The following is a 22,845-nucleotide window of genomic DNA, read 5'->3' as shown; positions in this document are numbered from 1 at the left end:
GCATAGCTCAGCTGGATAGAGTACTCGGCTACGAACCGAGCGGTCGGAGGTTCGAATCCTCCTGCGCCCACCACTTTCATGTTTTCATACACTTTTAAGTGTAAGAAAAATAAACCGATGGAAATCGGTTTTTTTATGTCTGAATTTATACGCTCTGCTTAGAGTTTAAATAAGCAATCTATGAAAGTGGGTGCATAGCTCAGCTGGATAGAGTACTCGGCTACGAACCGAGCGGTCGGAGGTTCGAATCCTCCTGCGCCCACCACTTTCATAAACAAGCCGACATTAAGTCGGTTTTTTTGTGCCTGAAATAAAGTGAAATGTATACTACCACTCCTGTAGCCGCAGAGCTTGCTCGCGTGAGAAGCGGAAGCTTCTAATCACTGATACTTTATTTACGAGCGTTGCTCATCGCGTCAGCAAGCTGCACGCCTACAAGTAAAACCAGCCCTAATCTTTAAATCTAAACTCCGAGTTTATTTATCCGTTGTAGACGCTGAGCTTGCTCGCGTGAGAAGCGCTAGCTTCTAATTACTGATACTTTATTTACGAGCTTTGCTCGTCGCGTCAGCAAGCTGCACGCCTACAAGTAAAACCAGCCCTAATCTTTAAATCTAAACTCCGAGCTTATTCATTCGTTGTAGACGCTGAGCTTGCTCGCGTGAGAAGCGCTAGCTTCTAATTACTTACCACAGATATAACTGATGCTTTATTTACGAGCTTTGCTCGTCGCGTCAGCAAGCTGCACGCCTATAAGTAGAAACAGCTCTAATCTTTAAATCTAAACTCCGAGTTTTATTCATCCGTTGTAGACGCTGAGCTTGCTCGCGTGAGAAGCGCTAGCTTCTAATTACTTACCACTGATATAACTGATACTTTATTTACGAGCTTCGCTCGTCGCGTCAGCAAGCTGCACGCCTACAAGTAAGACCAACCCTAATCCTTAAATTCAAACTCCGAGTTTATTCATTCGTTGTAGACGCTGAGCTTGCTCGCGTGAGAAGCGCCAGCTTCTAATTGAATAAACTCACAGCACAATACATTTACGAGCTTTGCTCGTCGCGTCAGCAAGCTGCACGCCTACAAGTAAAACCAGCCCTAATCTTTAAATCTAAACTCCGAGCTTATTCATTCGTTGTAGACGCTGAGCTTGCTCGCGTGAGAAGCGCTAGCTTCTAATTACTTACCACAGATATAACTGATGCTTTATTTACGAGCTTTGCTCGTCGCGTCAGCAAGCTGCACGCCTATAAGTAGAAACAGCTCTAATCTTTAAATCTAAACTCCGAGTTTTATTCATCCGTTGTAGACGCTGAGCTTGCTCGCGTGAGAAGCGCTAGCTTCTAATTACTTACCACTGATATAACTGATACTTTATTTACGAGCTTCGCTCGTCGCGTCAGCAAGCTGCACGCCTACAAGTAAGACCAACCCTAATCCTTAAATTCAAACTCCGAGTTTATTCATTCGTTGTAGACGCTGAGCTTGCTCGCGTGAGAAGCGCCAGCTTCTAATTGAATAAACTCACAGCACAATACATTTACGAGCTTTGCTCGTCGCGTCAGCAAGCTGCACGCCTACAAGTAAAACCAACCCTAATCTTTAAATCCAAACTCCGAGTTTATTTATCCGTTGTAGACGCTGAGCTTGCTCGCGTGGGAAGCGACAGCTTCTATTCCCCCCTCAAAGTATAATTTATAAGATTTTATTCATTGGCAACGCCAGAAATAAGTAATTTATTCACGAAGAGGTTAAGAGGCGCTGCGCTTTTAGAGGTAGTAATAAAGCTAAGCTAAACTAATAAACCCGGGCTTATGTCTTCTCATTTACTTCTCTTTTGCTTCTCTTTGTGGAATAGATCTTTAAGTGGTTCATTGACCAAGAAATTAAATAACTAGAAGCGTTTAGCTCTAAGAAGGTTAAATACGGTCTTTAAGCTTAAAATGAGAGGTGGTATTTTCAAGTGAAACTAGCTCTAATCTTTAAATCTAAACTCCGAGTTTTATTTATTCGTTGTAGACGCTGAGCTTGCTCGCGTGAGAAGCGCCAGCTTCTAATCACTATATCTAAGCCCACTTAACCTTTTCTAAAGCTGCTCTTTAATATTACCTATGTTATTTTAAACGCCTTGTTTAAAAGGATATTGCAGTATGTTTAAAGCCCTATTTATTACGTTATTTTTTATTTTTAGCGCTATTTTTATTTCCAGCGCACAAGCCAACAAAGCCAATAACTCACTTGTGGTAGGTGCGCAGCAATATGCTAAATATTTACCGCAGTTAAAAAATAAACGTGTAGGGCTAGTAGTCAATCAAACATCAATTATAGGGCAAACTCACTTAGTAGATGCTCTGCTGGCTAAAAGCATAAACATAACTAAAATTTTTGCACCTGAGCATGGCTTTCGCGGCGATCACGATGCGGGCGCGCATGTAAAAAATGCCGTTGATAGCAAAACCGGTATTCCGCTTATTTCTATTTACGGTAAAAATAAAAAACCAAGCCGAGCTGCTTTAGCTGATGTTGATGTGATTATTTTTGATATTCAAGATGTCGGAGTGCGTTTTTATACTTACATAAGCTCTATGCACTACATGATGGAAGCCGCTGCAGAGCAGGGGATAGAATTTTTAGTACTCGACAGACCCAACCCAAATATTGCCTACGTTGATGGGCCAATATTAGAGCCAGAATTTAAATCGTTTGTAGGCATGCACCCAATACCTGTTTTACACGGTATGACCGTTGGCGAACTTGCCAAAATGATCAAGGGCGAGGGCTGGATCAATAAAGCGCCCGATTTAAAATTAACGGTGATCCCTGTTGATCATTACACTCGCAAAAGTACATACAGCTTGCCTGTAAAACCCAGCCCTAATTTACCTAACGATCAAGCCATTGCACTTTACCCATCACTTTGCTTTTTTGAAGCAACACCTATCAGTATTGGTAGAGGCACCGACTTTGCATTTCAAGTAATTGGCTATTCGCCAGTTGCATTAGGTGATTTTAATTTTACACCGCGTGCAATTAAAGGGGCTGCTTTAAACCCTAAATTTAAAAACCAAACCGTACAAGGGCTCGATTTAAGACAAGCAAACACCACAGGCCTAAATTTAACTTACTTAATAAATGCGTACACGGAGCTTAGTAAAAGCAACATCTCGTTTTTTGAGCGCGCTGACTTTATGGATAAACTAGCGGGTACTAATAAATTGCGCTTAGCTATTGAAGCAGGGCAATCAGAAGCGAAAATAAAACAAAGCTGGCAGGCGGGGCTTGCGCAATTTAAAGCGCAAAGAGCGCCTTACTTGCTATATAAATAAGGGCTAAGCATGTTTATTGCTTTAAAAAATCAAAGGTGTGGTTATATAAAAAAAGTATTTATAGCAGCGTTAAGCCTTATTGTTGTGGGTTGTAGTACACCACCTGAGCCTATTCGCTCGGTGCTACCACTTACAAAGAGCCAACTTGTAGAGCTGCCTAATGCACAAGTGGTTGTAACGTTTCCTGAGGTAAATCCAAGTAGCCGGTTTTATGTAAATAACCGAGGAACGTTTAAAGCTTACAAAGGGCGCGGGCAATTATTAATACAAAACCACAACGCACAAAGCGCCGATATTTATATTAATAATCAAAAGCTCGACGTTAGCCAACTGAGCGCCAACACTCTATACAATTACAGTTTGGCAAAAAATACTCACAATGGTGTTAATACTTTTAAAGTTGAAAATATTCTTCCTGTTGGTGCAAGTTTAACGCTACGTTTTGCATTTTCTACTTTAAGCGATGAGCCAATAAAGCACGTAGATTTTAGTGAAGTAGATACATTAATCGAACGCGATATAAAAGCGGGTTTTCCTGGGGCTGTGTTGGCCGTTGTTAAAAATGGTGAGCTAATAAAATTAACCGCCTATGGCGATGCAAAGCAATATCAGCAAAGTGATTTAATGCTACTTCGTCCAGAGCCCATGCAAACTAATACCTTGTTTGATCTTGCCTCAAACACCAAAATATTTGCCACCAACTTTGCACTTATGAAATTAGTAAGCGAAGGGCTGTTAAATATTAATAAACCCGTGCAAAGCTACCTAAGCGAATATAAAGGCGAAGGGCGAGCAAAGCGCACAGTAAAAGACTTACTCACTCACAGCGCCGGATACCCGCCAGTATTTGACTTTCACCGTAAAGATGGCAGCAATGGCGACGCGTTTTATTCGCAAAACAGTAAAACCACCAAACAGCTATTACTTACCAGCGTGCCTTTTAGTAGTAAATCATCTGGGCAGCATGTTTACTCAGATATTGATTACATGATTTTAGGCGTACTAATTGAGCGCATTACAGGGCAGCCCCTTGACGAATACCTAGAGCAGCAAGTGTATGCGCCACTAAAATTAACTAACACGTTATTTAATCCACTTAAAAAAGGCTTTAAGCCACAGCAATTTGCAGCCACTGAGCTTAGCGGCAACACACGAGACGGGCGCATTAAGTTTGATAATGTTCGAACTGGGGTTTTACAAGGACAAGTGCACGATGAGCGCGCTTACTATTCTCTTGATGGCGTAGCAGGGCATGCAGGATTATTTAGTAATGCTCACGACTTAGCCGTGCTTTGCCAGCTATTACTAAATAATGGTGGCTACGGCGACCAACAATTATTTAGTACAAGCGCCTTAGCGCAATTTTTAACGCCGCAAAGCAGCGACGAAACTTACGGGCTTGGCTTTAGGTTTGCTGGTAATAATCAAGCAAGGCGCTGGCACTTTGGCCCTTATGCAAGCGCGCAGGCTTATGGCCACACAGGTTGGACGGGTACAGTGACCGTAATCGACCCCGCTTACGACTTGGCTATTGTTTTACTTACTAATGCTCGCCATAGTGCAATTAAAGGCTCGCTAAAACGTTACGAATTTACAGGTAAACAATTTGAAACCGCACAGTACGGATCGGTGGTGTCGCTTATTTATGAAGCGTTACTAAATCAATAAGCTATCGTATAGGTTAAAACGTACTAACCGTGCCACCTTAAGTGATTTATTTACAGGTGACTTGAGTAAGCCAATCCATTAAGCTAAGCGGTCTATAAAACTAAGCCGGTTTATGTTGTTAGGCTTAACAAATAAGCGTTAAAACGCGTACAAAGCGAGGTTTACTCGCTAATAATTAAGGTTAACTTTTTATGCATTGGTATTCTATTTTACCGCCGCTAATTGCGATTGCTATCGTGTTTTGGCGAAAAGAAGTGATTATGGCGCTACTTGTTGCTGTTGCTTCTTCTGAGTTTTTACTCGCCTTTCAGGGCGAAGGTAATAGCTTGTTTGACACTTTTTTAAATACCATTGAACGTATTATTTCGGTTGCCAGCTCGCCAGGTAATACACGCATATTAATATTTAGTATTTTAATTGGTGCACTGCTTGCCTACATTCGCGAATCTGGCGGCGTTGCAGCAACTGTTAATATGCTAATGAACAAAGGCATTGCAAAAAGTAAGCGCCAAGTGGGCTTTTTAACCATGTTTACCGGTATTGCGGTGTTTATAGAATCTAACCTGAGCGTACTTACCTCGGGTATTTTATCGCGAGGCTTATTCGACAAATTTAAAATGAGCCGAGCGCGTCTAGCTTACATTATTGACAGCACCAGTGCGCCAGTGTGTATTTTAATACTACTTAACGGCTGGGGTGCATTTGTACTTGGTTTGTTAGGTAACTACGAGCTAGGTGAGTCGGCTGTATCGGTATTGTGGGGCAGCGTAGGGTATAACTTTTACGCCATAATTACCCTTGTTATTGTTTTTTACACAATCGCGTTTGATAAAGTGCATGGCCCAATGAAAGAAGCCGAAGAAAAACTAGAGCTTCAAACAACCGACTTAAAAGATGAAATAAAAGCCTCTAAAGCGCGTTACATGCTAATCCCGCTTATTACGCTAATTACCAGCATGGTTGGCTTTATGTATTACACCGGTAATGGTGTGTTGGCAGAGGGTAGTGGCTCTAAGTCAGTATTGTACGCAACGGTTTTAGCCATTGTTGTCGCTTACTTTTTAATGATTGGTTCTCGTAAATTTACGCACCATCAATTAGTTGATACCGGTTTTAAAGGTATGGGCGAATTAATGCCATTGGTCGCTATTGTACTGCTTTCGCTTACACTTGGCGCAAGCTTAAAAGAGCTTGGTACTGGCGTATTTGTAGCGTCACTTGTTGGTGACTACTTACCTATTTACCTAATAGTACCGGTGCTGTTTTTAACCGGCGCAGTTATGTCGTTTACTACAGGTACATCGTGGGGTACGTTTGCTATATTAATCCCAATTGGTGTGCCACTTATTCAAGCGCTAGGTTTACCGCCATCGCTTGTTGTAGGTGCTATTTTGGGTGGTGGTATATTTGGCGATCATTGCTCGCCTATATCCGACACCAGCGCTGTATCGGCTATTGCATCGGGGTGTGACTTACTCACCCACGTTAAAACACAGCTACCGTATGCCTTATTTGGTGGTGGCCTTACGTTTTTAGCGTACTTAGTAACAAGCATTATTGTTTTATAAAATTTGATTATTTAAATACTCAAAAGCCTGCTTAATCGCAGGCTTTTTTGTTTTCAAAATAAATAAAGCTAATTAATATAGAGCCAAGCAATATCAAACTCAAAGGCTCTATAATTATTAGAAAAACTATTTAATTATAGACTTAAGTACCCGTATTTATATTTTTTAGGTTATTGTATAGCATGAGCTTTAAGCTTTTTGATAGCTGGCAATTCTTACTTTTCAACTCATATAAGGCTGTAAATCCACACTATGTTTGCAATTGATAATATCATTCTCGTTAGTGCCATATTAATTTTACTAGGAGTGATCTCGAGCAAGTTATCTGCACGCGTTGGCTTACCTGTACTGGTGCTATTTTTACTTGTAGGTATGCTCGCAGGTGAAGACGGTATTGCAGGTATTTCATTCGACAATGCAGAGGCCGCACATGCTTTAGGTACTCTTGCGCTTGCCATTATTCTATTTGATGGCGGTTTACAAACGCCTACCAGTTCAATTAAACAAGTGTGGAAACCCGCGTCTGCTTTAGCAACCGTCGGGGTGTTATTTACCGCTGTAATTACAGGCCTTGTGGCCACTTATATTTTAGACCTGCCCATATTACAAGGTGTTTTACTGGGCGCTATTGTTGGCTCTACAGATGCTGCAGCAGTGTTTGCGCTTTTACGAAGTGCGGGTATTCACTTAAACAAAAAGCTTAAATCTACCCTTGAAATAGAAAGTGCATCGAACGATCCAATGGCTATTTTTCTAACAGTTGGTTTGTTAGAAATGCTCGTTAACGAAATGCCAATAGGGCTGGATTTACTACAGTTATTTGCTCAACAAATGGGTGTTGGCGCTATTTGTGGTCTTTTAATTGGTAAGGTATCGGTTTGGTTTATTAATCGAATTAAACTAAATGCATCGGGTTTGTATTTAGTGATGGTAACCGCATTTGGACTGCTTTCTTTTGGCCTTTCTGCAACGCTCGGCGGCAGTGGGTTTTTAGCTGTATTTATAACAGGCGTGATTTTAGGTAACAGTAAATTTGTATATAAACGCGGTATTTTTCTGTTTCATGACGGCTTAGCATGGCTTGGGCAAATAACCATGTTTGTTGTATTAGGACTCCTTATAAACCCATCGTCGTTGGTTGATGTATGGTTAGAAGGACTGCTTATTGCACTGGCACTCATTTTTGTTGCTCGCCCATTAGCTGTAGCGCCTATTTTAAAACTGTTTGGCTTTAATAATCGCGAAACCTTATTTGTATCTTGGGTTGGCCTTAGAGGCTCAGTACCCATTATTTTAGCTATATTCCCATTACTATTTGGCCTTTCAGGGGCTGAACTTATTTTTAATGTTGTTTTTTTCGTGGTGTTAATTTCAGCCACGTTACAGGGCTCAACAATGCCTTGGATGGCTAAAAAACTAAATTTAGTAGAGCCGCCGCCCGACCTAGCCGCTGCAACGCTCGAAATTACAGCACTAAACGATATTGATATAGAAATTGTAGAATACACCTTAAGTGACGTTTCTCGGGTTTCTGGGCGCAGCTTGTCACATGCCGCACTTCCTGAGAGTGTAGTTGTTGCTATGATCACACGGGGTCCGTCAATCATACCGCCACGAGGCTCAACTAAGTTAAAACCAAACGATCACTTATTTGTTGTTTTAAAACCAGATAACAGACCTTTTGTTGATTTAGTTTTTACAGCAACCGATAAAACAAACCATCAAGATAGCCATTTAGCGCACAACGAACTTAAAGTGAAAGGGGTAACGTTGGTAGGCGATATATTTTACTCTTATCACATGCAAATAGACGCCCCAGAAGAGATAAGCTTGGAAGAAGTGATCAACCAAAAGCTTTCAGGAGAAGTCAGTAAAGGCGATATTGTTGTTATTGGTAATGTGCAAATACGCATTATAACAATGGTGCATACACGCATAGTTACCATTGGCTTAAAGTACTTAAACAATCCAGAAAAGCGACTTTTAAAGCCGTAATCATTAACAGTGATTTATTTAGCGCTAGGCTCATGTTTATAGCTGCATAGGTTGGGTTGAGTGACACGAAACCCAACGGATCTCCAATACAATGAGCACACACAAAGCTAGTTATATGTAGTGTTTACTGTAGGCGCCTAGCTTGCTGGCGCGTCGGGCTTTAGCCCGAAATCTATGCATAGCCTTAAGGCCAAAGTCATATTACATTTCTTAGCTAATAAGGTTAGACCCTCGGACTCAATTTATTCTTGGCAGTATTATAAATAACAACCGAGCAAGCACTGCTTTAATCTGGGTATTACTCTGCGTTTGACCAAAAGGAATCTCTTAGGTAGGCTAAATATATAAAATCAACCCGAACTGATTAGATGAAAGATAATAAAAATATAAGGTTTATAGATTTAACCACTAAAAATTTGGGGGTTATTTCTACAATTACCTTCTTTATCTACACTATATTTTGTTATTTCTGGACAGTGATTTACTTTAATAATTGGGGCGTTTTTGCTTTTGATTATTTATCAAATACTGACATTTATAATTTCACTATAGTATCTAGCGGTCTCCCTTTTTCACTAACACTTATTCTACTGACTCTATCAATAATTAAAGCTACAAAGGATATTTTTCATCTATTAGAGGAAAAAGATCGTACCAAGGGAATAGTTTATAGTGATAAGCATACTGGGTATGAAAAAGAAACTAATATGCTATTTGTAAACGCTCTAACTATAGTGATTTTGATGTTAGTGTCATATGCGGCTTACGGTTATCACTTAAAGTCTATTTCATCTAAGATTGAGTTAGCCAAATATAAGATAATAATTAAAAATCGTGAAGATAATATGTGTGGTCATATTATTAGTAACGTAGGTGATAATATAGTTATATGGGATTACAGCTCTGATAAAGTTGTGGCTTTAAACAAGAGTGCAGTCGAAAGTTACAGTGAGATGAGGTTGTCTCCACCTCCATTTGAATACAAATTGATATACCCTGATGGAACCTCAACGCCGCGCAAACATGGCTGGACTTCACAACCCCCCAGAAATATAAGAATAGAAACTGAAGACACTAAGAAAGCACTTAAAGAGTGGAAAAATAGTTTCCTAAAGCAGTGCTCCCACTCAGGATGAAAATATATTTTTAGTGACTATTTAAACGCTAATTGCGCTAAGTTGGCTTCCTAAATAAGTTCTGACTGGTAAATTTTCTCTGTTAATCTTTAAAGTTATTGTCTAATAGTTGAATGACTTTTAAACCTTTGGGGGTTATTTTTGCTTAGTCGCAAACAGTTCATTAACCTCTACACACCTTAACCCCAATTCCCGCATGTTTAAGCGCAATAATCTGCCCCTTACCGTTATGTGCCATAGCGAGCATATCACCCGTATTTATATTACTTTCTACCGCGTGTTTACCTTTTAAATCACTCAACAGCGAATGCTTAATTTGCACTAGCACCTCGTCATTACAGCTGACTATATACCAGTCGTTATCTACCTTCACTAGAGTGCCGTATTCTATGTGGCGTTGTTGGTGGCGGCGTAAATCATTAGCGAATTGGCTGTCGAGTGCGTGTTTTTGCTCTGTAATAGAGCTTGCGTAGCTGCCGGATGGATTTATTTCGTGTGTTTTAATAATTGAATAGTCGTGAATGTCTATAGTCTTAAGTACGCTGTTAAGCACGGTTTTGGGCTCTGTATTTATTATGTTGTTATTATCAAACACAATAAATGCAAACACACCCAGTGCGCAGGCTAGGCTGATTAGCTGTAGCGTAAAGCCGATTTTTTTAGGCTTAGTGTGCGTGGCTTTATTAAGTAGCACTTTTTGCTGATCACTTGTAAGTGTAGTGCGCGCTTTTCGCTCTTTGTAATGTTGTGTGAGCTTTTGATCAAACGGCTCATCAGGCTTGTTCATTGTTTGCTCCTAATAAACGTTTAAGGTTTTGCTTGGCATAGCGCAGCCTTGTTTTAATGGTCTCGAGGCTGCTTTGCGTTATAAGTTCTATGTCGGTGAGCGAAAAGCCTTCTTGTTGTAATGTAATGGCTTCGCGTTGTACAAAACTCAGTTGTTTAAGTGCGGCGTCGAATGCTTCGTAACTTATATTTGTATCGCTTTGCTCACTTTGCTTTGCGGGTAAATACGTGTTTTCGTCAAACTCTACAAAGTGTTGTTGCCTGCGGTATTCGTCAATGAGTGTGTTGCGGGCAAGTTTAAATAACCACGCTTTGGGTGTGGTTTGTGCTTGGTAAAGGTGGCGCTTTTCGATTACTTTTAGCCATGTTTGTTGACTTACGTCGTATGCTAAATGCGTATTAGATTGCGTAACAAGGTAGTGGTATAAGTCGTTACTGTAGAGGGCGATAAGCTGCTCTAAGTAACGATTGTCGCCACTTTTTGCGTAACTTGCCATGCAGTCCTTGCTTGGCGTTTCAAATAACCATGACTTAATACTTAGTAGCATAGGCGTTTAGTCCGTTAAATAGAGTTATCTAATTTAAAATCGAGCTGTACAGTTTGACCTGTTTGTAATTGTGCCACACCTTCAATTACTTTGGGGCGATATTTCCAGCGTTTAATGGCTCTTATTGCTTCGCGGTCAAAGGTACGTTTTGGCTCGGCGTTAATAACTACTGGGTCGATTACCTCCCCCGTTGGCGAAATACTAAAGCTTAGTTGCACCCAACCTTCAATACCATCGCGCGCTGCTGTTGTTGGGTATTTAGGGCTAATGCGCACAATGGGTGTTGCATCTCCCGTTGGGCGATTAATGGTGTTGTTAATGTCGCCACCAAAATCGTCAATTGTAATCGGCGTAAAGTCGCTAATTGCCAGCACAGGATCGGCTGATGTATCAAGCGGTGGAGCTTTTTGCGGCACTTTAGGCATTGGCGGTGGCGGCTGTATTTTTTGTATATGCCTTAGCTTTGAATCCTCAGGCGCCTTAAAAATTTCTACTATAATATCGTCCCCTGGTTTTACCGGTGCGCGTTGCTCGCCACTTATTAAATATTGCATAAACGCAAAAGCTGCAAAGGTCATCGCGGCGCCGCCGATAACGGCAGTCGATGTTTTAATAAATACTGGGTTGTTAGGTACTTCAAGTGTGTGCATAAGCCGCTCCAAATTTTATTGACCACTACAATTAGGGTGTTTTCAAAGCTATAACGGGTGGCAAATCAAAAAGGGGTGAAATAATTTTATAAAAAATGTGGGGTTTAGTTACAATAGCCATTCGCAAATATTAAAACTTAACTTTTTAGGCTGTTATGCAACTCATTGAAATAAATAAAGCGCGTTACCGTAAACATTTAAACCGTGTTATTGCAGGATGTGGTATTGGTTTGGCGGTAGGCAGCTTGGCTATATCGCAAACGCTGATTGCTTTATTTCCTGATGAAAGTGGTAGCCACTTTCATTGGAACTTAATAGGCGTTGCTATTACTAGCGTTGGGCTTGCGTGGTTACTTCATAAATATCGTACACATACGTTTATGACAGAAGTTGTTTATGTGTGGGAGCTTAAAAAAGCACTTAATAAAATAACCCGTAAAATGGCTAAGTTAAAAGCCGCTGGCCGTGAAGGTAATGCCGATGCGTTATTAGCGATTCACTATAGCTACGCGGGCTCTCGGTTATTGTGGCAGTTAGACGATAACCTAATCACTATGGACGATTTAGCCATTAAACAAGCTGAGCTTGAATCTGTTGCAGCGCAACATAACGTAACGCTTAACGTTGAAGATTACGACGCAAGTATTTTAAAACAGTTTTAAAGCTTAGGTTTTTAAATTAGTTAGAGGAGCCTTAATGAAAAAAGTACTCATAGTTTGTTTAGGTAATATTTGCCGCTCGCCAACCGCAGAGGCGGTATTAAAAGCCCGTGCTAAAAAACTAGGCGTTAACGTTAAAGTTGATTCGGCAGGGACTATTGGTTACCACGAAGGTAAAACGCCTGATAGTCGCTCAATGGCAGCAGGGGAGAAGCGCGGTTATAGTTTTAAAGGTATTTATTCACGTAAAGTACGCACAAGCGATTTTACTGAATTTGATTTAATTTTAGCGGCCGATACACAAAATTTAGCTGATTTAACAGCGCAATGCCCTGAGCATTTACGCTATAAGCTGGCGCTATTTTTAGAATATGGCGAGCAAGCCCAAAGCGCTATTCCCGATCCTTATTACGGCGGCGATGATGGCTTTGAAAATGTGCTCGATTTAATTGAAGCGGCTAGCGACAAAATACTCGCTAAAATTTAATCCCTATTTTATTACTAAAGCTAAATTTAACGAGCTTTTTGTCGTATTGCATGATGTTCCTAAAGTAAGTACATTTTATACTTACTCAAAGGGAACTTTATGAAAAAAAAAATATTACTACTCACTTTATCTATCGCTTCTTGTTCTACTTTTGCTAACGATGTTAGTTTTTCGATTGGGGGTGGCTATCCTTATTTAGTTATTCCTGAAGTGTCTTTGTCGGCTAACGACGACACACAACGCTGGTATGCAAATTATAAACTAGGCCTTGATGATGGTTTTTCAGCCGGTTTTGAACAAGCAGTTAGCGATAATAAAAAACATGCTTTTGGCGCGCTTGTGGGCGCTATTGGTGCAAGAGATACAGACCAAGAGTGTGAAAGTTCAACTAATGATGTAGCAACTGACTTTGCTAATACGCTAGGTTGTGTAATTGGCGGAATTTTTGATGAAGAAACAACAAACGGCATAGGGCTTACTTACAGCTATAACTTTAATGGATTGAACAGCGCTGGTTTTAGATTAGAGCTAGATGTGGGCTATGGTAAAGCAAGCGATAGCAACGAAAAAAGAGCCGATGGCGGTATTAGCGTAAGTTACGAATTTTAACTACGTAGAATTTGTATTAGTTGGTATTAAAAAAGGCGCATAAAGCGCCTTTTTTAATGAGCCGCTTTTAGTGGCGGTTAATTTTAAAGTCGAGCTGTACCTGAGAAATAGCGCTAACGGGTTTGCCATTTTCAAACTTTGGCGCGTAACGCCATTGCTCAAGCGCTGCTTTGGCTGACTTTTCAAATGCGCTGCCGCCTTCAGAGCTAAGTACTTTTGGGTTTTTTACAAAGCCAGCTGCGTCTACCTCAAACTCCATAATAACGCTACCATCGGTACTAAATCTGGCTTTGTGCACTGGGTATTTAGGATTAACACGATAGAGTGGTGTTTGCTCTTGCGATTCTTTCCATGGCACCATTTGAGCGATAGCGAGGCAGTGTTTAGTTGCTTCTTCGCTTTTGCCTTGTTTTTCGTACAGACCTACAAGTTTAGAATGAGCGGTTAGCTCAGCACTGTGATCGTATTTTAAGTTATCGTCAAACGCGGTAACTATGTTGTTTAAGCGCTCAATTGCCTGATTATATTTTTTACTGCCTTCGGCAAATGCGGCTATTAAAAAGTTAGCTTTAATTTGCTCTACCGAGCTACTAGGTAGATTTTCACGGTAGTATTCGTCGGCTTCTTCTAGGTAGTTTTTCGCTTCGCGATATTTTTTAGAGCTAAACTTTTTAGCAAGCAGTGATGCCGCTTCTAGTTTCATGTCGGCTACAAACTTAGGCTTATTTTGTGTTTTAGCTATATCTATTACTTGTTCTAAAAAGTTAGCTGCTTTGTAAGCTGATGTTGTGTAGTTAGCTTGGCCGAGCAGTGCATCAATTGTTTCTATTGATAGTTTACCGTGGTTTGCAGCTAAAATAGTATGGGCTTCGTTATAAAGTGCAAAACGCTGTTCGTTTAGCTCATCGCCGTAGCCTTTTATTGCTTTAGCGTAATTAATAGCTAAGTTGGCAGTATTGTCGTCGCTTTTACCGTAAACGGCTTTACCTGATGTGTAAGCAAGTTTGGCAGTTTGTTGTACGTTTTTGTCTGCTTTAACTGCTGCTAAATAGCTTTGGTATGCTTGGCTAAATACCGCTTGAGGATCGCTTGCTTGGCTGGCGAGTGCTGTAGTACTTAAAGTTGTTGCGCTCAAAGCAGATAAACTTAAGCCTATAAATAAAGCGAGTTGCTGACGTTTCATAATAATCCCTATTAACTTTTAAATTGAAACTAGGTTGACGTAATTACAACAGTTTCTTATTAATATAATTTTTGACTGAATGGTAAAACTACTTAAAGGCGTTCAAAATACAGTTCAGCTTGAGTTGTTGCATTTACAGGTTTTCCATTTTTAAACTTTGGAGCGTAACGCCATTGTTTAACAGCGGCTATCGCTGATTTTTCAAACGCTTTAGAACCTTCAGAACTAATAACCTTAGGATTTTTCACAAAGCCATGGGTATCAACAGTAATCTCTAATATAACTATTACATGACTTTTAGTTTCACCGCGAGGGTATATAGGCTCGGTTATGTAGAGTGGATTTTGCTCTGAGGTATTTTTCCAGTGCGTATTTTTAGCAAAGGCTAAGGCGTGTTTAGTCGCTTTATCGCTTTCATCTTGTTTTTCATATAGCTGAACTAAGCCAACATGTGCATTAAGCTCAAAGCTTTGATCTAAATTTTTATATTTATCAAATAAGCCAACTATACGGTTTAGCCTTTTAGTTGCTTTGTCGTAATCTTTACGGCCACTCTCAAATGAAACCATTAAAAAGTCAGACTTTATACGCTCTACTGCATTATCAGGTAGCTGGGCTTGGTAATACTTATCTGCATCTTGAGCGTATATTTTCACTAAAGAGTATTCGCTATGGCTAAACCTATAAAGTAATGTTTCTGCAGCTTCAAATTGCATATTGGCGACAAGGCCTGGGTTATTTTGTAATTCAGCGATTTTAATGAGTTGCTTAAAGTTTTTGACTGCGATATATGATTTATTGGTATGAGTGGCTTTGGCTAGTAGCGTATCCATAGTCTCTATTGAGTTTTCGCCATAGTTTTTAACTAAAATACGGTGGGCCTGTGAATACAAATCAAACCGTTTCTTTTCATTGCCATTCCCTATAACCATAATGTTCTTTGCAGTATAATTATTGATGGCTTTGGCGTAGTTAATAGCAAGCTTTGCCGTTTCATTGCTATTTTCTCCATATAGAGCGAGCCCTTTTTGATAGGCAAGTTGTGCTTCTTTTTCAGCTTGTTCTTTGGCTGCAACAAATGCTGAGTCAGTTTCTTCGGCGTTTGCAGATACAACTTGAATGCTATTTACTTGGTTTGCGAAAGTGGAGTTAGCAAAGGCTAATAAGCTTAATCCTATCGATATGGCGAGCTGTTGGTACTTCATAATAATCCCTATTATTTATTAGCCCATAAAATTACCAAAACTATCAAGGTTTGTCATTATTTTAGGTAAATTAAAGTAAACAAGCGAGGTTGTAATATTCGGGTTATTAATTGCTTAACGATCATTGAAAATAACGCCTGTCGTCGCCATATATTTGCCATAAACAGTCTTGTACTACGGTGTATTTATCCTATTTTGTGATATTATCACTTTATTGTCGTGTCGTAGTTATTTAAATATTTGGATTTGTCGTGGCGCAAGTAAGAGCAAGAGTCCAGCTTAATGTTGGCAGAAATAGTGATATCCCTGCAGAAATAATCTCATTTACTGATTTAAAAGATGGTAAAGAACATATTGCTATGGTGTTTAACAACGCTGATACAGAGCAAGATGTACCGCTTATTCGTATGCATTCAGAGTGTTTAACAGGTGATGTATTTTACTCATCGCGTTGTGATTGCGGCGAGCAGCTAAATGAATGTATTGAAATGATGCACGAGCAAGGCGGTATTTTATTGTATTTACGCCAAGAAGGTCGTGGCATTGGTTTATACAACAAAATTGATGCTTACGTATTGCAATCGCAAGGTATGAACACCTACGAAGCTAATAATCATTTAGGCTTTGCTGATGATTTACGTGACTTTTCGGATGCTGTGTTAATGCTTAATGCGCTTAATTTAAGCCACGTTAAATTAATGACCAATAATCCTAAAAAGCTTAACGCATTAAAAGATGCCGGTATTAATGTTGACTCGGTTGTGGGCACGCATGCGCACATTAAAGCGGGTGTTGCGGGTAATAAATCGTACCTAGAAACAAAAATTAAGCATGGCGCGCATATGTTAGATATTAAGAAAATTAAAAAACCTTAATCATTTAATTACGTTTCGTCTATTAATACCCCCTCACGCCAAGTTATACTTGGCGTGTTTCGTTTTAAATTAAGAGCAAGTATGTCTACACAATTACGAATTTTTAAAGCCGATGCAGGGCTAAAGTGGTTAAAAGCCGGATGGCTTATTTTTAAAACCCAGCCAGCAACCTTTATTTTTATGCATTTATTTATTGGTATTGTAGGGCTGCTGTCTTTATTTTTACCGCTGCTGCAAGTAGTAGCAGCACTCGCTACGCCATTTTTAACCGCAGGGTTTTACCAAGCGGTGCTTAGTAAGCAGCAGGGCGGAAAAATTATGCTAGCCGATATTCTCAAGCCATTTACGGCTAAGGGAAATCGCTTAGGGTTATTGCGTTTAGCACTTTATCAAATGGGTGCGGGCATTTTAATGGCGTTACTTGCTAATGGCTTATTTGCCGATGCAGTGGCTGTTATGAGCCAACCAGGACTTGATCCAAACGTAGCACTTGAACAAATGCTTGAGAGTATTTCGGGCGCGAATGTCATTTTGTTTTTTATGGCAATGCTAATTTATTTAACGGCGTTTGCTTACGCTGTACCGCTTGTTTATTTTAGTAAAGAAACACGTATTTTAACGGCGCTTAAAAAATCGTTAATGGTGTTTTATCATAACATTTTGCCACTTGGCGTTTTTGGCCTTATTTGCGCATTATTTATGGCGCTTTCGATGTTCTTATCGTTCTTACCACTGTTGATTTTAATGCCGATTTGCTACATTAGCTTTTTTGTATCTTATCAAGCCATTTTTATGCCTGTTGTACCACCAAGTGACGACATTAATGTTAAGCCACTTAGCAGTGAAACAAGCGGGCGTTTTGACGCTTAATGGATGATAAATTAAAGCAAAAACTAAAAAACTATGTACTTTGGTTACTAGGGCGCCAAGAATATTCGCGTCGTGAGTTAACGCTTAAATTACAGCAAAAAGAAGCCACAGAAGAGTTTATTGAAACGCTGCTTGATTGGTGCGAAAAGCATAATTTTATTAACGAGCAGCGATACTGTGAAGGCTTTGTAAGAAAACACATATTTAAATGCCACGGGCTTAAGCGAATACAAAGCGAAGCTATGGGCAAAGGGATTGATCGTTCGCTACTTGAATTGGTAGTTGAAGAGCTTGAAGTAGATTGGTTTGAGCTTGCGCAGGATGCGTACAATAAAAAATATTCGAATACACCGGCCGATCTCGATTACAAAGATAAAGCTAAGCGCGTGCGCTACTTAATGTATCGGGGTTTTAGCTACGATGAAATTAATTTTGCAATGCAAGCACAGTAAATACAGGTGAGACTTTCAAATGCAGCACATGACTACCGCACAAATTAGGCAACAGTTTTTAGACTTTTTTGCCAGCAAGCAACATCAAATAGTACCTTCTAGCTCGCTTATACCGGGTAACGATGCCACGTTGTTATTTAACAATGCCGGCATGGTGCAATTTAAAGATGTATTTTTAGGCGCAGAAAGCCGCCCTTATACACGTGCGACAAGCTCGCAGCGCTGTGTACGTGCTGGCGGTAAGCATAACGATTTAGAAAACGTAGGCTACACTGCTCGCCACCATACATTTTTTGAAATGTTAGGTAACTTCAGCTTTGGTGATTACTTTAAGCAAGACGCGATTAAGTTTGCATGGGAGTTTTTAACTGAGGTAGTAAGCCTACCTAAAGAAAAACTTTTAGTAACTATTTATCACGATGACGAAGAAGCGTTTGGTTACTGGGCTAACGAAATTGGCTTGCCAGAGGACCGCATTATTCGTATTGCGACCTCAGACAACTTTTGGTCTATGGGCGATACTGGTCCGTGTGGTCCGTGTTCTGAAATATTTTATGACCATGGCGAGCATATTTGGGGCGGTCCTCCGGGCTCTCCTGAGGAAGACGGCGACCGTTTCATCGAAATTTGGAACCTTGTATTTATGCAATACAACCGTCAAAGCGACGGTACAATGTTGCCTCTACCTAAGCAATCTGTTGATACGGGAATGGGCCTTGAGCGTATTTCTGCTATTTTGCAGGGCGTGCATTCAAACTACGAAATCGATTTATTCCAAGGCTTAATTGCTGCTGCTGCAAGTGTTACTAATGCACAAGACATGGACGACAAGTCACTACGCGTAGTGGCGGATCATATTCGTTCGTGTGCGTTTTTGATCTCAGACGGTGTTATGCCATCTAACGAAGGCCGTGGTTATGTACTGCGCCGTATTATTCGTCGTGCTGTGCGCCACGGTAACAAATTAGGTGCACAAGGTTCGTTTTTCTATAAATTAGTTGCTGCGCTAATTGAGCAAATGGGTCAAGCGTACCCTGAGCTTGCTAAGCAACAAGAAATTATTGAAAAAGTATTACGCATTGAAGAAGAACAGTTTGGTAAAACACTTGAGCGTGGCTTAGCTATTTTAGAAGAAAGCTTAAGCGACCTTAAAGGCGATATTATACCGGGCGACTTAGTATTTAAACTTTATGATACGTATGGTTTCCCAGCTGATTTAACGGCCGATGTTGCGCGTGAGCGCCAGATGACGATTGATCATCAAGGCTTTGAAGAATGCATGGCTGTACAACGTAAAACAGCGCAGCAAGCAGGTAAATTTGGTGCAGATTACAATGACCAATTAAAATCAGATAAACACACTGACTTTAAAGGTTACGACAGCACACATTACAGCGCGACCGTTATTGAAATTTTTGCCGGTGGCGAAGCTGTTCAGTTATTAGAAGATGGTCAACAAGGTATTGTAGTACTAGACCGCACACCGTTTTACGCTGAATCAGGCGGTCAAACGGGTGACACGGGTACTATTACAGTTGCTGGTGGCGAATTTAATGTTACTAATACCACTAAGCTTGGTAATGCTTTTGCTCACCACGGTACTGTACAAGGCCGTATTGGTGTTAATGACAAAGTTGACGCAACTATTGATGATACGCGCCGCGACAGCATTAAGAAAAACCACACAGCTACGCATATTTTACACGAAGCACTACGCCAATTATTAGGTGACCATGTAGGCCAAAAAGGCTCGCTTGTTCAGCCAGATCGTTTACGTTTTGACTTCTCGCATTTTGAAGCGGTTACTAAAGATGAGCTACGTGAAATTGAGCGTGTAGTTAATGACGAAATTCGTCGTAACTTTGCACTTAATACTGAGCTTATGGCTATTGATGATGCTAAAGCAAAAGGCGCTATGGCGTTGTTTGGAGAAAAATACGACGACGAAGTACGTGTAGTTACTATTGGCGACTACTCTATTGAGCTTTGTGGTGGTACTCACGTTGAGCGCGCTGGCGATATTGGTTTATTCAAAATTGTATCTGAAAGTGGTATTGCCGCAGGTGTTCGCCGAATTGAAGCGGTAACCGGTGCAGATGCTGTAGCGTACGTTAGCGAGCAAGAGCAACAACTTAGCGATGTTGCAGCTTTAGTTAAAGGCGATAGCGCATCGGTACTTGAAAAAGTAACTGCGTTGCTTGAAAAATCTAAAGGCCTTGAAAAGCAAATTGCACAGCTTAGCGATAAACTAGCAAGTGCAGCGGGCGCGTCTTTACTTGATTCGATTGTTGAAATCAATGGCGTTAAGCTACTTGTAGCAAACGTTGAAGGTACTGAATCTAAAGCGCTTCGCGGTATGGTTGATGACCTTAAAAACAAGATTGGCTCAGGTGTTATTGCACTGGGTGTTGCTAGTGGCGACAAAGTAAGCCTAATTGCCGGTGTAACGAAAGACTTAACAGGCAAAGTAAAAGCCGGTGAGTTAGTTAACCATATGGCAGGTCAAGTAGGTGGTAAAGGTGGCGGTCGTCCAGATATGGCACAAGCTGGTGGTAGTGAGCCACAAAATCTTGCTGCTGCACTAGATAGCGTTACAGCTTGGTTAACTGAGCGTACTTAAGCCTAAGTGGCGCTTATTGTTCAAAAATTCGGTGGCACTTCGGTCGGCTCAATAGAGCGAATTGAAGCAGTCGCCGACCTTGTTGTTAAAACCAGACAACAAGGACATCAAGTGGTTGTGGTTCTCTCTGCTATGTCGGGAGAAACCAACCGCTTAATTAACCTCGCCAAACAAATTGATACTCGCCCGAGTAGCCGTGAACTAGATGTACTTATTAGCACTGGAGAGCAGGTTTCTGTATCACTGCTTGCTATGGCTATTATCAAACGTGGTCATTCAGCTGTAAGCTTATTAGCCGATCAAGTCAATATTCTAACCGACAACATGTTTGGTAAAGCCCGTATTGAAGACGTTGCCGCTACACGTTTAAAGCATGAGCTTGAGCATAACCGTATTGCTATTATTGCTGGCTTTCAGGGGCGTGACGTTGAGGGCAATATTACAACGCTTGGACGCGGCGGCACCGATACATCGGCTGTAGAAATAGCTGCGGCTATAAAAGCTGACGAATGCCAGATCTATACAGACGTTGACGGCGTATATACTACAGATCCTCGTGTTGAACCTAACGCGCGCAGAATGAGCCAAGTTACCTTTGCCGAAATGCTAGAGCTGGCAAGTTTAGGGGCGAAAGTTTTGCATATTCGCTCAGTAGAAGCCGCAGGAAAACATAATGTGCCACTTAGGGTGCTTTCGAGCTTTAATCCCGATGAAGGTACATTAATAAGTTTTGAGGAGAACGATATGCCAAGCAAGGTTGTATCGGGGATTGCGTTTAATCGTGACGAATGTTTAATTAAGGTACAAGGTGTGCCAACGGGTACGCAATATCTTTCAAAAATATTGAAACTTTTTGCCGAAAATGGCATCGAAATAGATATGATTAATCAAGTTAATCATAACTTTGAAAAAATAGACTATGCTTTTACTGTGCACTCGAATGATTATCTGCAAGCACTTGAATTATTGAGTGAAGATCAAGCTCAGCTCAGTGCTCAAAATATAAGCGGATTGCAAGCAGTAGCTAAAGTTTCTGCTGTTGGCATGGGTATGAAATCACATTCTGGTGTCGCTAGTTTATTTTTTGATGCATTAGCACAGGAAAATATTAATGTGGTTTTAGTCTCGACTTCAGAGATTAAAATTTCAGTTTTAATAGATGAAAAGTACTTAGAGTTGGCTGTTCGTGCATTACACAAGGCATTTTTAACAGAAAATGGATAGATTGCGAGTTTTTACTTACTTTTCAGTCTAATTTTCATTAGTATGTTTAAGCGGAATCTTATAATTTTTATTGGAACATGGGAGCAAGAGAATGCTAATACTAACTCGTAGAGTAGGTGAAACCCTAATGATTGGTGACGAAGTAACAGTTACTGTTCTAGGTGTTAAAGGAAATCAAGTTCGAATCGGTGTTAATGCACCAAAAGACGTATCAGTGCATCGTGAAGAGATTTACATGCGCATACAAGCTGAAAAGTCGAACCCTAATCCGGGCAATGCTTAATCAACACGTATACGTAGTTGAGTAATTAACTCAACTAGACTAAAAGCCACTCACTGAGTGGCTTTTTTGTTTATAAAAGCGAGTGTTTCTGGGGTTAGTATTTGTTTTGAAATGTACTGCATGCCGCTTTTATTTTTAATAATAATACCTTGCTGAGTATCTATTACTTCGCTTATGTCTTGCCAAGTTAGCTGAAAGCTTTTGTAATGATTAGCCGATTTAATGCCTTCTTCATCAAAGGTAAGTGTTACCTCTGAGCCTGACGCTCTGCTGAGCATTTGTCTGGTTACCCACCAAGGTCTGCGATAGTAAAAAGCGACGCACTCTAGTACACCTAGCATGATCATAAACGATCCTAAGTAATGATCGTTTAAAACATAAATGCCAAATAAACCAAGCGCAACGAGGAGTACAAGTAAAAAGTACTTAGGTTTGGCGCGCTTACTGTAGGGGAGTGACTCATCAAAGCACTCGTAAAAGTAAGGTTTATCTAGTGTGTAGGTTGTTGTAAATGCCATATTGCCTTGCTTTAAATATCGTTTTTTTTATTTTAACAAGCTAACCGCTAAATGAGCAGCTTTATAGTCAGTGATTTTATTACAGACACAAAAAAACGGCCCTAAGGCTAACACCGATCAGTTAAGGTATTTTTGATCGGTTGACTGATCTTTTGGTTGCTTCACAATACCCTTATCATCTTT

20 protein-coding genes and 1 tRNA gene are annotated in these 22,845 nt (G+C 40.4%); 15 read left to right on the top strand and 6 right to left on the bottom strand.

Going from position 1 to position 22,845, the window contains the following annotated elements:
• Positions 1 to 188 precede the first annotated feature (188 nt).
• From AAEY62_RS19145 to AAEY62_RS19120, 6 genes are all read left to right on the top strand, one after another.
• A tRNA-Arg gene (locus AAEY62_RS19145) sits at positions 189 to 265 on the top strand.
• A 1,885-nt stretch (positions 266 to 2,150) separates the two neighbouring features.
• On the top strand, positions 2,151 to 3,326 hold the full coding sequence (locus tag AAEY62_RS19140) for an exo-beta-N-acetylmuramidase NamZ family protein (protein ID WP_024590092.1): 1,176 nt from the start codon (positions 2,151 to 2,153) through the stop codon (positions 3,324 to 3,326).
• Between the two features lie 9 nt (positions 3,327 to 3,335).
• A complete protein-coding gene (gene pbp4b / locus AAEY62_RS19135; protein WP_024590091.1) occupies positions 3,336 to 4,994 on the top strand; it encodes a penicillin binding protein PBP4B in 1,659 nt (552 codons plus the stop codon).
• A gap of 191 nt (positions 4,995 to 5,185) precedes the next feature.
• Positions 5,186 to 6,562, top strand: coding sequence for a Na+/H+ antiporter NhaC family protein (locus tag AAEY62_RS19130; protein ID WP_007583783.1), 1,377 nt, complete (start codon positions 5,186 to 5,188; stop codon positions 6,560 to 6,562).
• A 252-nt stretch (positions 6,563 to 6,814) separates the two neighbouring features.
• The gene (locus AAEY62_RS19125; RefSeq protein WP_350635790.1) at positions 6,815 to 8,557 is read left to right on the top strand and encodes a potassium/proton antiporter; all 1,743 of its coding nucleotides are present in this window, start codon (positions 6,815 to 6,817) and stop codon (positions 8,555 to 8,557) included.
• 368 nt (positions 8,558 to 8,925) lie between these two features.
• Positions 8,926 to 9,693, top strand: coding sequence for a hypothetical protein (locus AAEY62_RS19120; RefSeq protein WP_024590089.1), 768 nt, complete (start codon positions 8,926 to 8,928; stop codon positions 9,691 to 9,693).
• A 163-nt stretch (positions 9,694 to 9,856) separates the two neighbouring features.
• On the opposite strand, the gene AAEY62_RS19115 is transcribed toward AAEY62_RS19120, so the two are convergent.
• Genes AAEY62_RS19115 through AAEY62_RS19105 form a run of 3 tightly spaced genes read right to left on the bottom strand, consistent with a single transcriptional unit; the run spans position 9,857 to position 11,677 of the window.
• On the bottom strand, positions 9,857 to 10,480 hold the full coding sequence (locus AAEY62_RS19115) for a hypothetical protein (RefSeq protein ID WP_024590088.1): 624 nt from the start codon (positions 10,478 to 10,480) through the stop codon (positions 9,857 to 9,859).
• A complete protein-coding gene (locus AAEY62_RS19110; RefSeq protein ID WP_024590087.1) occupies positions 10,467 to 11,027 on the bottom strand; it encodes a sigma-70 family RNA polymerase sigma factor in 561 nt (186 codons plus the stop codon). The genes AAEY62_RS19115 and AAEY62_RS19110 overlap by 14 nt, the downstream gene beginning before the upstream one ends.
• Positions 11,028 to 11,041: 14 nt before the next feature.
• Positions 11,042 to 11,677 carry an energy transducer TonB gene (locus tag AAEY62_RS19105; RefSeq protein WP_024590086.1) on the bottom strand — a complete coding sequence of 212 codons (636 nt, stop codon included), beginning with the start codon at positions 11,675 to 11,677 and terminating at the stop codon, positions 11,042 to 11,044.
• Between the two features lie 155 nt (positions 11,678 to 11,832).
• Here AAEY62_RS19105 and AAEY62_RS19100 point away from each other — a divergent pair, with 155 nt between their 5' ends.
• The 3 genes from AAEY62_RS19100 to AAEY62_RS19090 all read left to right on the top strand — a co-directional run bounded on the left by AAEY62_RS19100 (position 11,833) and on the right by AAEY62_RS19090 (position 13,432).
• Entirely contained in the window at positions 11,833 to 12,339 is a 507-nt protein-coding gene (locus AAEY62_RS19100) for a DUF3087 domain-containing protein (protein WP_007583795.1), read from the top strand.
• Between the two features lie 34 nt (positions 12,340 to 12,373).
• Positions 12,374 to 12,823, top strand: a complete 450-nt coding sequence (locus tag AAEY62_RS19095) for a low molecular weight protein-tyrosine-phosphatase (protein ID WP_010555493.1) — start codon at positions 12,374 to 12,376, stop codon at positions 12,821 to 12,823.
• Positions 12,824 to 12,922: 99 nt separating this feature from the next.
• Positions 12,923 to 13,432, top strand: coding sequence for a hypothetical protein (locus AAEY62_RS19090; protein WP_101164115.1), 510 nt, complete (start codon positions 12,923 to 12,925; stop codon positions 13,430 to 13,432).
• Between the two features lie 67 nt (positions 13,433 to 13,499).
• On the opposite strand, the gene AAEY62_RS19085 is transcribed toward AAEY62_RS19090, so the two are convergent.
• Both AAEY62_RS19085 and AAEY62_RS19080 read right to left on the bottom strand, forming a co-directional pair.
• Positions 13,500 to 14,615, bottom strand: a complete 1,116-nt coding sequence (locus AAEY62_RS19085) for an energy transducer TonB (RefSeq protein WP_024590084.1) — start codon at positions 14,613 to 14,615, stop codon at positions 13,500 to 13,502.
• Positions 14,616 to 14,707: 92 nt separating this feature from the next.
• Positions 14,708 to 15,820 carry an energy transducer TonB gene (locus tag AAEY62_RS19080; RefSeq protein WP_024590083.1) on the bottom strand — a complete coding sequence of 371 codons (1,113 nt, stop codon included), beginning with the start codon at positions 15,818 to 15,820 and terminating at the stop codon, positions 14,708 to 14,710.
• Positions 15,821 to 16,071: 251 nt separating this feature from the next.
• Between AAEY62_RS19080 and AAEY62_RS19075 the strand changes: the two genes are divergently transcribed.
• From AAEY62_RS19075 to csrA, 6 genes are all read left to right on the top strand, one after another.
• Positions 16,072 to 16,695, top strand: coding sequence for a GTP cyclohydrolase II (locus AAEY62_RS19075; protein ID WP_007583803.1), 624 nt, complete (start codon positions 16,072 to 16,074; stop codon positions 16,693 to 16,695).
• A gap of 81 nt (positions 16,696 to 16,776) precedes the next feature.
• Complete coding sequence (locus AAEY62_RS19070) at positions 16,777 to 17,565, top strand: BPSS1780 family membrane protein (RefSeq protein ID WP_007378958.1); 789 nt, start codon at positions 16,777 to 16,779, stop codon at positions 17,563 to 17,565.
• Positions 17,565 to 18,017: a regulatory protein RecX gene (locus tag AAEY62_RS19065; RefSeq protein WP_007583805.1), complete on the top strand. Its 453-nt coding sequence runs from the start codon at positions 17,565 to 17,567 to the stop codon at positions 18,015 to 18,017. Before AAEY62_RS19070 ends, AAEY62_RS19065 begins: the two co-directional genes overlap by 1 nt.
• A 19-nt stretch (positions 18,018 to 18,036) precedes the next feature.
• The gene (alaS, locus tag AAEY62_RS19060; protein WP_121954070.1) at positions 18,037 to 20,637 is read left to right on the top strand and encodes an alanine--tRNA ligase; all 2,601 of its coding nucleotides are present in this window, start codon (positions 18,037 to 18,039) and stop codon (positions 20,635 to 20,637) included.
• 6 nt (positions 20,638 to 20,643) lie between these two features.
• Complete coding sequence (locus AAEY62_RS19055) at positions 20,644 to 21,861, top strand: aspartate kinase (protein ID WP_024590081.1); 1,218 nt, start codon at positions 20,644 to 20,646, stop codon at positions 21,859 to 21,861.
• A gap of 91 nt (positions 21,862 to 21,952) precedes the next feature.
• Positions 21,953 to 22,144 (top strand): carbon storage regulator CsrA, encoded by a 192-nt coding sequence (gene csrA / locus AAEY62_RS19050; protein ID WP_004587515.1) that lies wholly within the window; start codon positions 21,953 to 21,955, stop codon positions 22,142 to 22,144.
• A gap of 50 nt (positions 22,145 to 22,194) precedes the next feature.
• Here csrA and AAEY62_RS19045 read toward each other — a convergent pair whose 3' ends face one another.
• Entirely contained in the window at positions 22,195 to 22,662 is a 468-nt protein-coding gene (locus AAEY62_RS19045; RefSeq protein WP_007583811.1) for a YcxB family protein, read from the bottom strand.
• Positions 22,663 to 22,845: the final 183 nt, after the last annotated feature.

This window comes from Pseudoalteromonas sp. GW168-MNA-CIBAN-0100, assembly GCF_040309225.1.
Classification (GTDB): domain Bacteria; phylum Pseudomonadota; class Gammaproteobacteria; order Enterobacterales; family Alteromonadaceae; genus Pseudoalteromonas; species Pseudoalteromonas arctica.
Note: the sequence above shows the minus strand (reverse complement) of the source record. Positions and strands in the feature narration are given on the sequence as shown.

Bases quoted from the DNA above. Each gene is read 5' to 3' on its own strand.
- AAEY62_RS19085 (WP_024590084.1), bottom strand. From the start codon at position 14,615: ATGAAACGTCAGCAACTCGCTTTATTTATAGGCTTAAGTTTATCTGCT.
- AAEY62_RS19095 (WP_010555493.1), top strand. From the start codon at position 12,374: ATGAAAAAAGTACTCATAGTTTGTTTAGGTAATATTTGCCGCTCGCCA.
- AAEY62_RS19080 (WP_024590083.1), bottom strand. From the start codon at position 15,820: ATGAAGTACCAACAGCTCGCCATATCGATAGGATTAAGCTTATTAGCC.
- AAEY62_RS19105 (WP_024590086.1), bottom strand. From the start codon at position 11,677: ATGCACACACTTGAAGTACCTAACAACCCAGTATTTATTAAAACATCG.
- AAEY62_RS19090 (WP_101164115.1), top strand. From the start codon at position 12,923: ATGAAAAAAAAAATATTACTACTCACTTTATCTATCGCTTCTTGTTCT.
- AAEY62_RS19045 (WP_007583811.1), bottom strand. From the start codon at position 22,662: ATGGCATTTACAACAACCTACACACTAGATAAACCTTACTTTTACGAG.
- AAEY62_RS19110 (WP_024590087.1), bottom strand. From the start codon at position 11,027: ATGCTACTAAGTATTAAGTCATGGTTATTTGAAACGCCAAGCAAGGAC.
- AAEY62_RS19120 (WP_024590089.1), top strand. From the start codon at position 8,926: ATGAAAGATAATAAAAATATAAGGTTTATAGATTTAACCACTAAAAAT.
- AAEY62_RS19130 (WP_007583783.1), top strand. From the start codon at position 5,186: ATGCATTGGTATTCTATTTTACCGCCGCTAATTGCGATTGCTATCGTG.
- AAEY62_RS19115 (WP_024590088.1), bottom strand. From the start codon at position 10,480: ATGAACAAGCCTGATGAGCCGTTTGATCAAAAGCTCACACAACATTAC.
- AAEY62_RS19125 (WP_350635790.1), top strand. From the start codon at position 6,815: ATGTTTGCAATTGATAATATCATTCTCGTTAGTGCCATATTAATTTTA.
- alaS (WP_121954070.1), top strand. From the start codon at position 18,037: ATGCAGCACATGACTACCGCACAAATTAGGCAACAGTTTTTAGACTTT.
- csrA (WP_004587515.1), top strand. From the start codon at position 21,953: ATGCTAATACTAACTCGTAGAGTAGGTGAAACCCTAATGATTGGTGAC.
- AAEY62_RS19070 (WP_007378958.1), top strand. From the start codon at position 16,777: ATGTCTACACAATTACGAATTTTTAAAGCCGATGCAGGGCTAAAGTGG.
- AAEY62_RS19100 (WP_007583795.1), top strand. From the start codon at position 11,833: ATGCAACTCATTGAAATAAATAAAGCGCGTTACCGTAAACATTTAAAC.
- pbp4b (WP_024590091.1), top strand. From the start codon at position 3,336: ATGTTTATTGCTTTAAAAAATCAAAGGTGTGGTTATATAAAAAAAGTA.
- AAEY62_RS19140 (WP_024590092.1), top strand. From the start codon at position 2,151: ATGTTTAAAGCCCTATTTATTACGTTATTTTTTATTTTTAGCGCTATT.
- AAEY62_RS19065 (WP_007583805.1), top strand. From the start codon at position 17,565: ATGGATGATAAATTAAAGCAAAAACTAAAAAACTATGTACTTTGGTTA.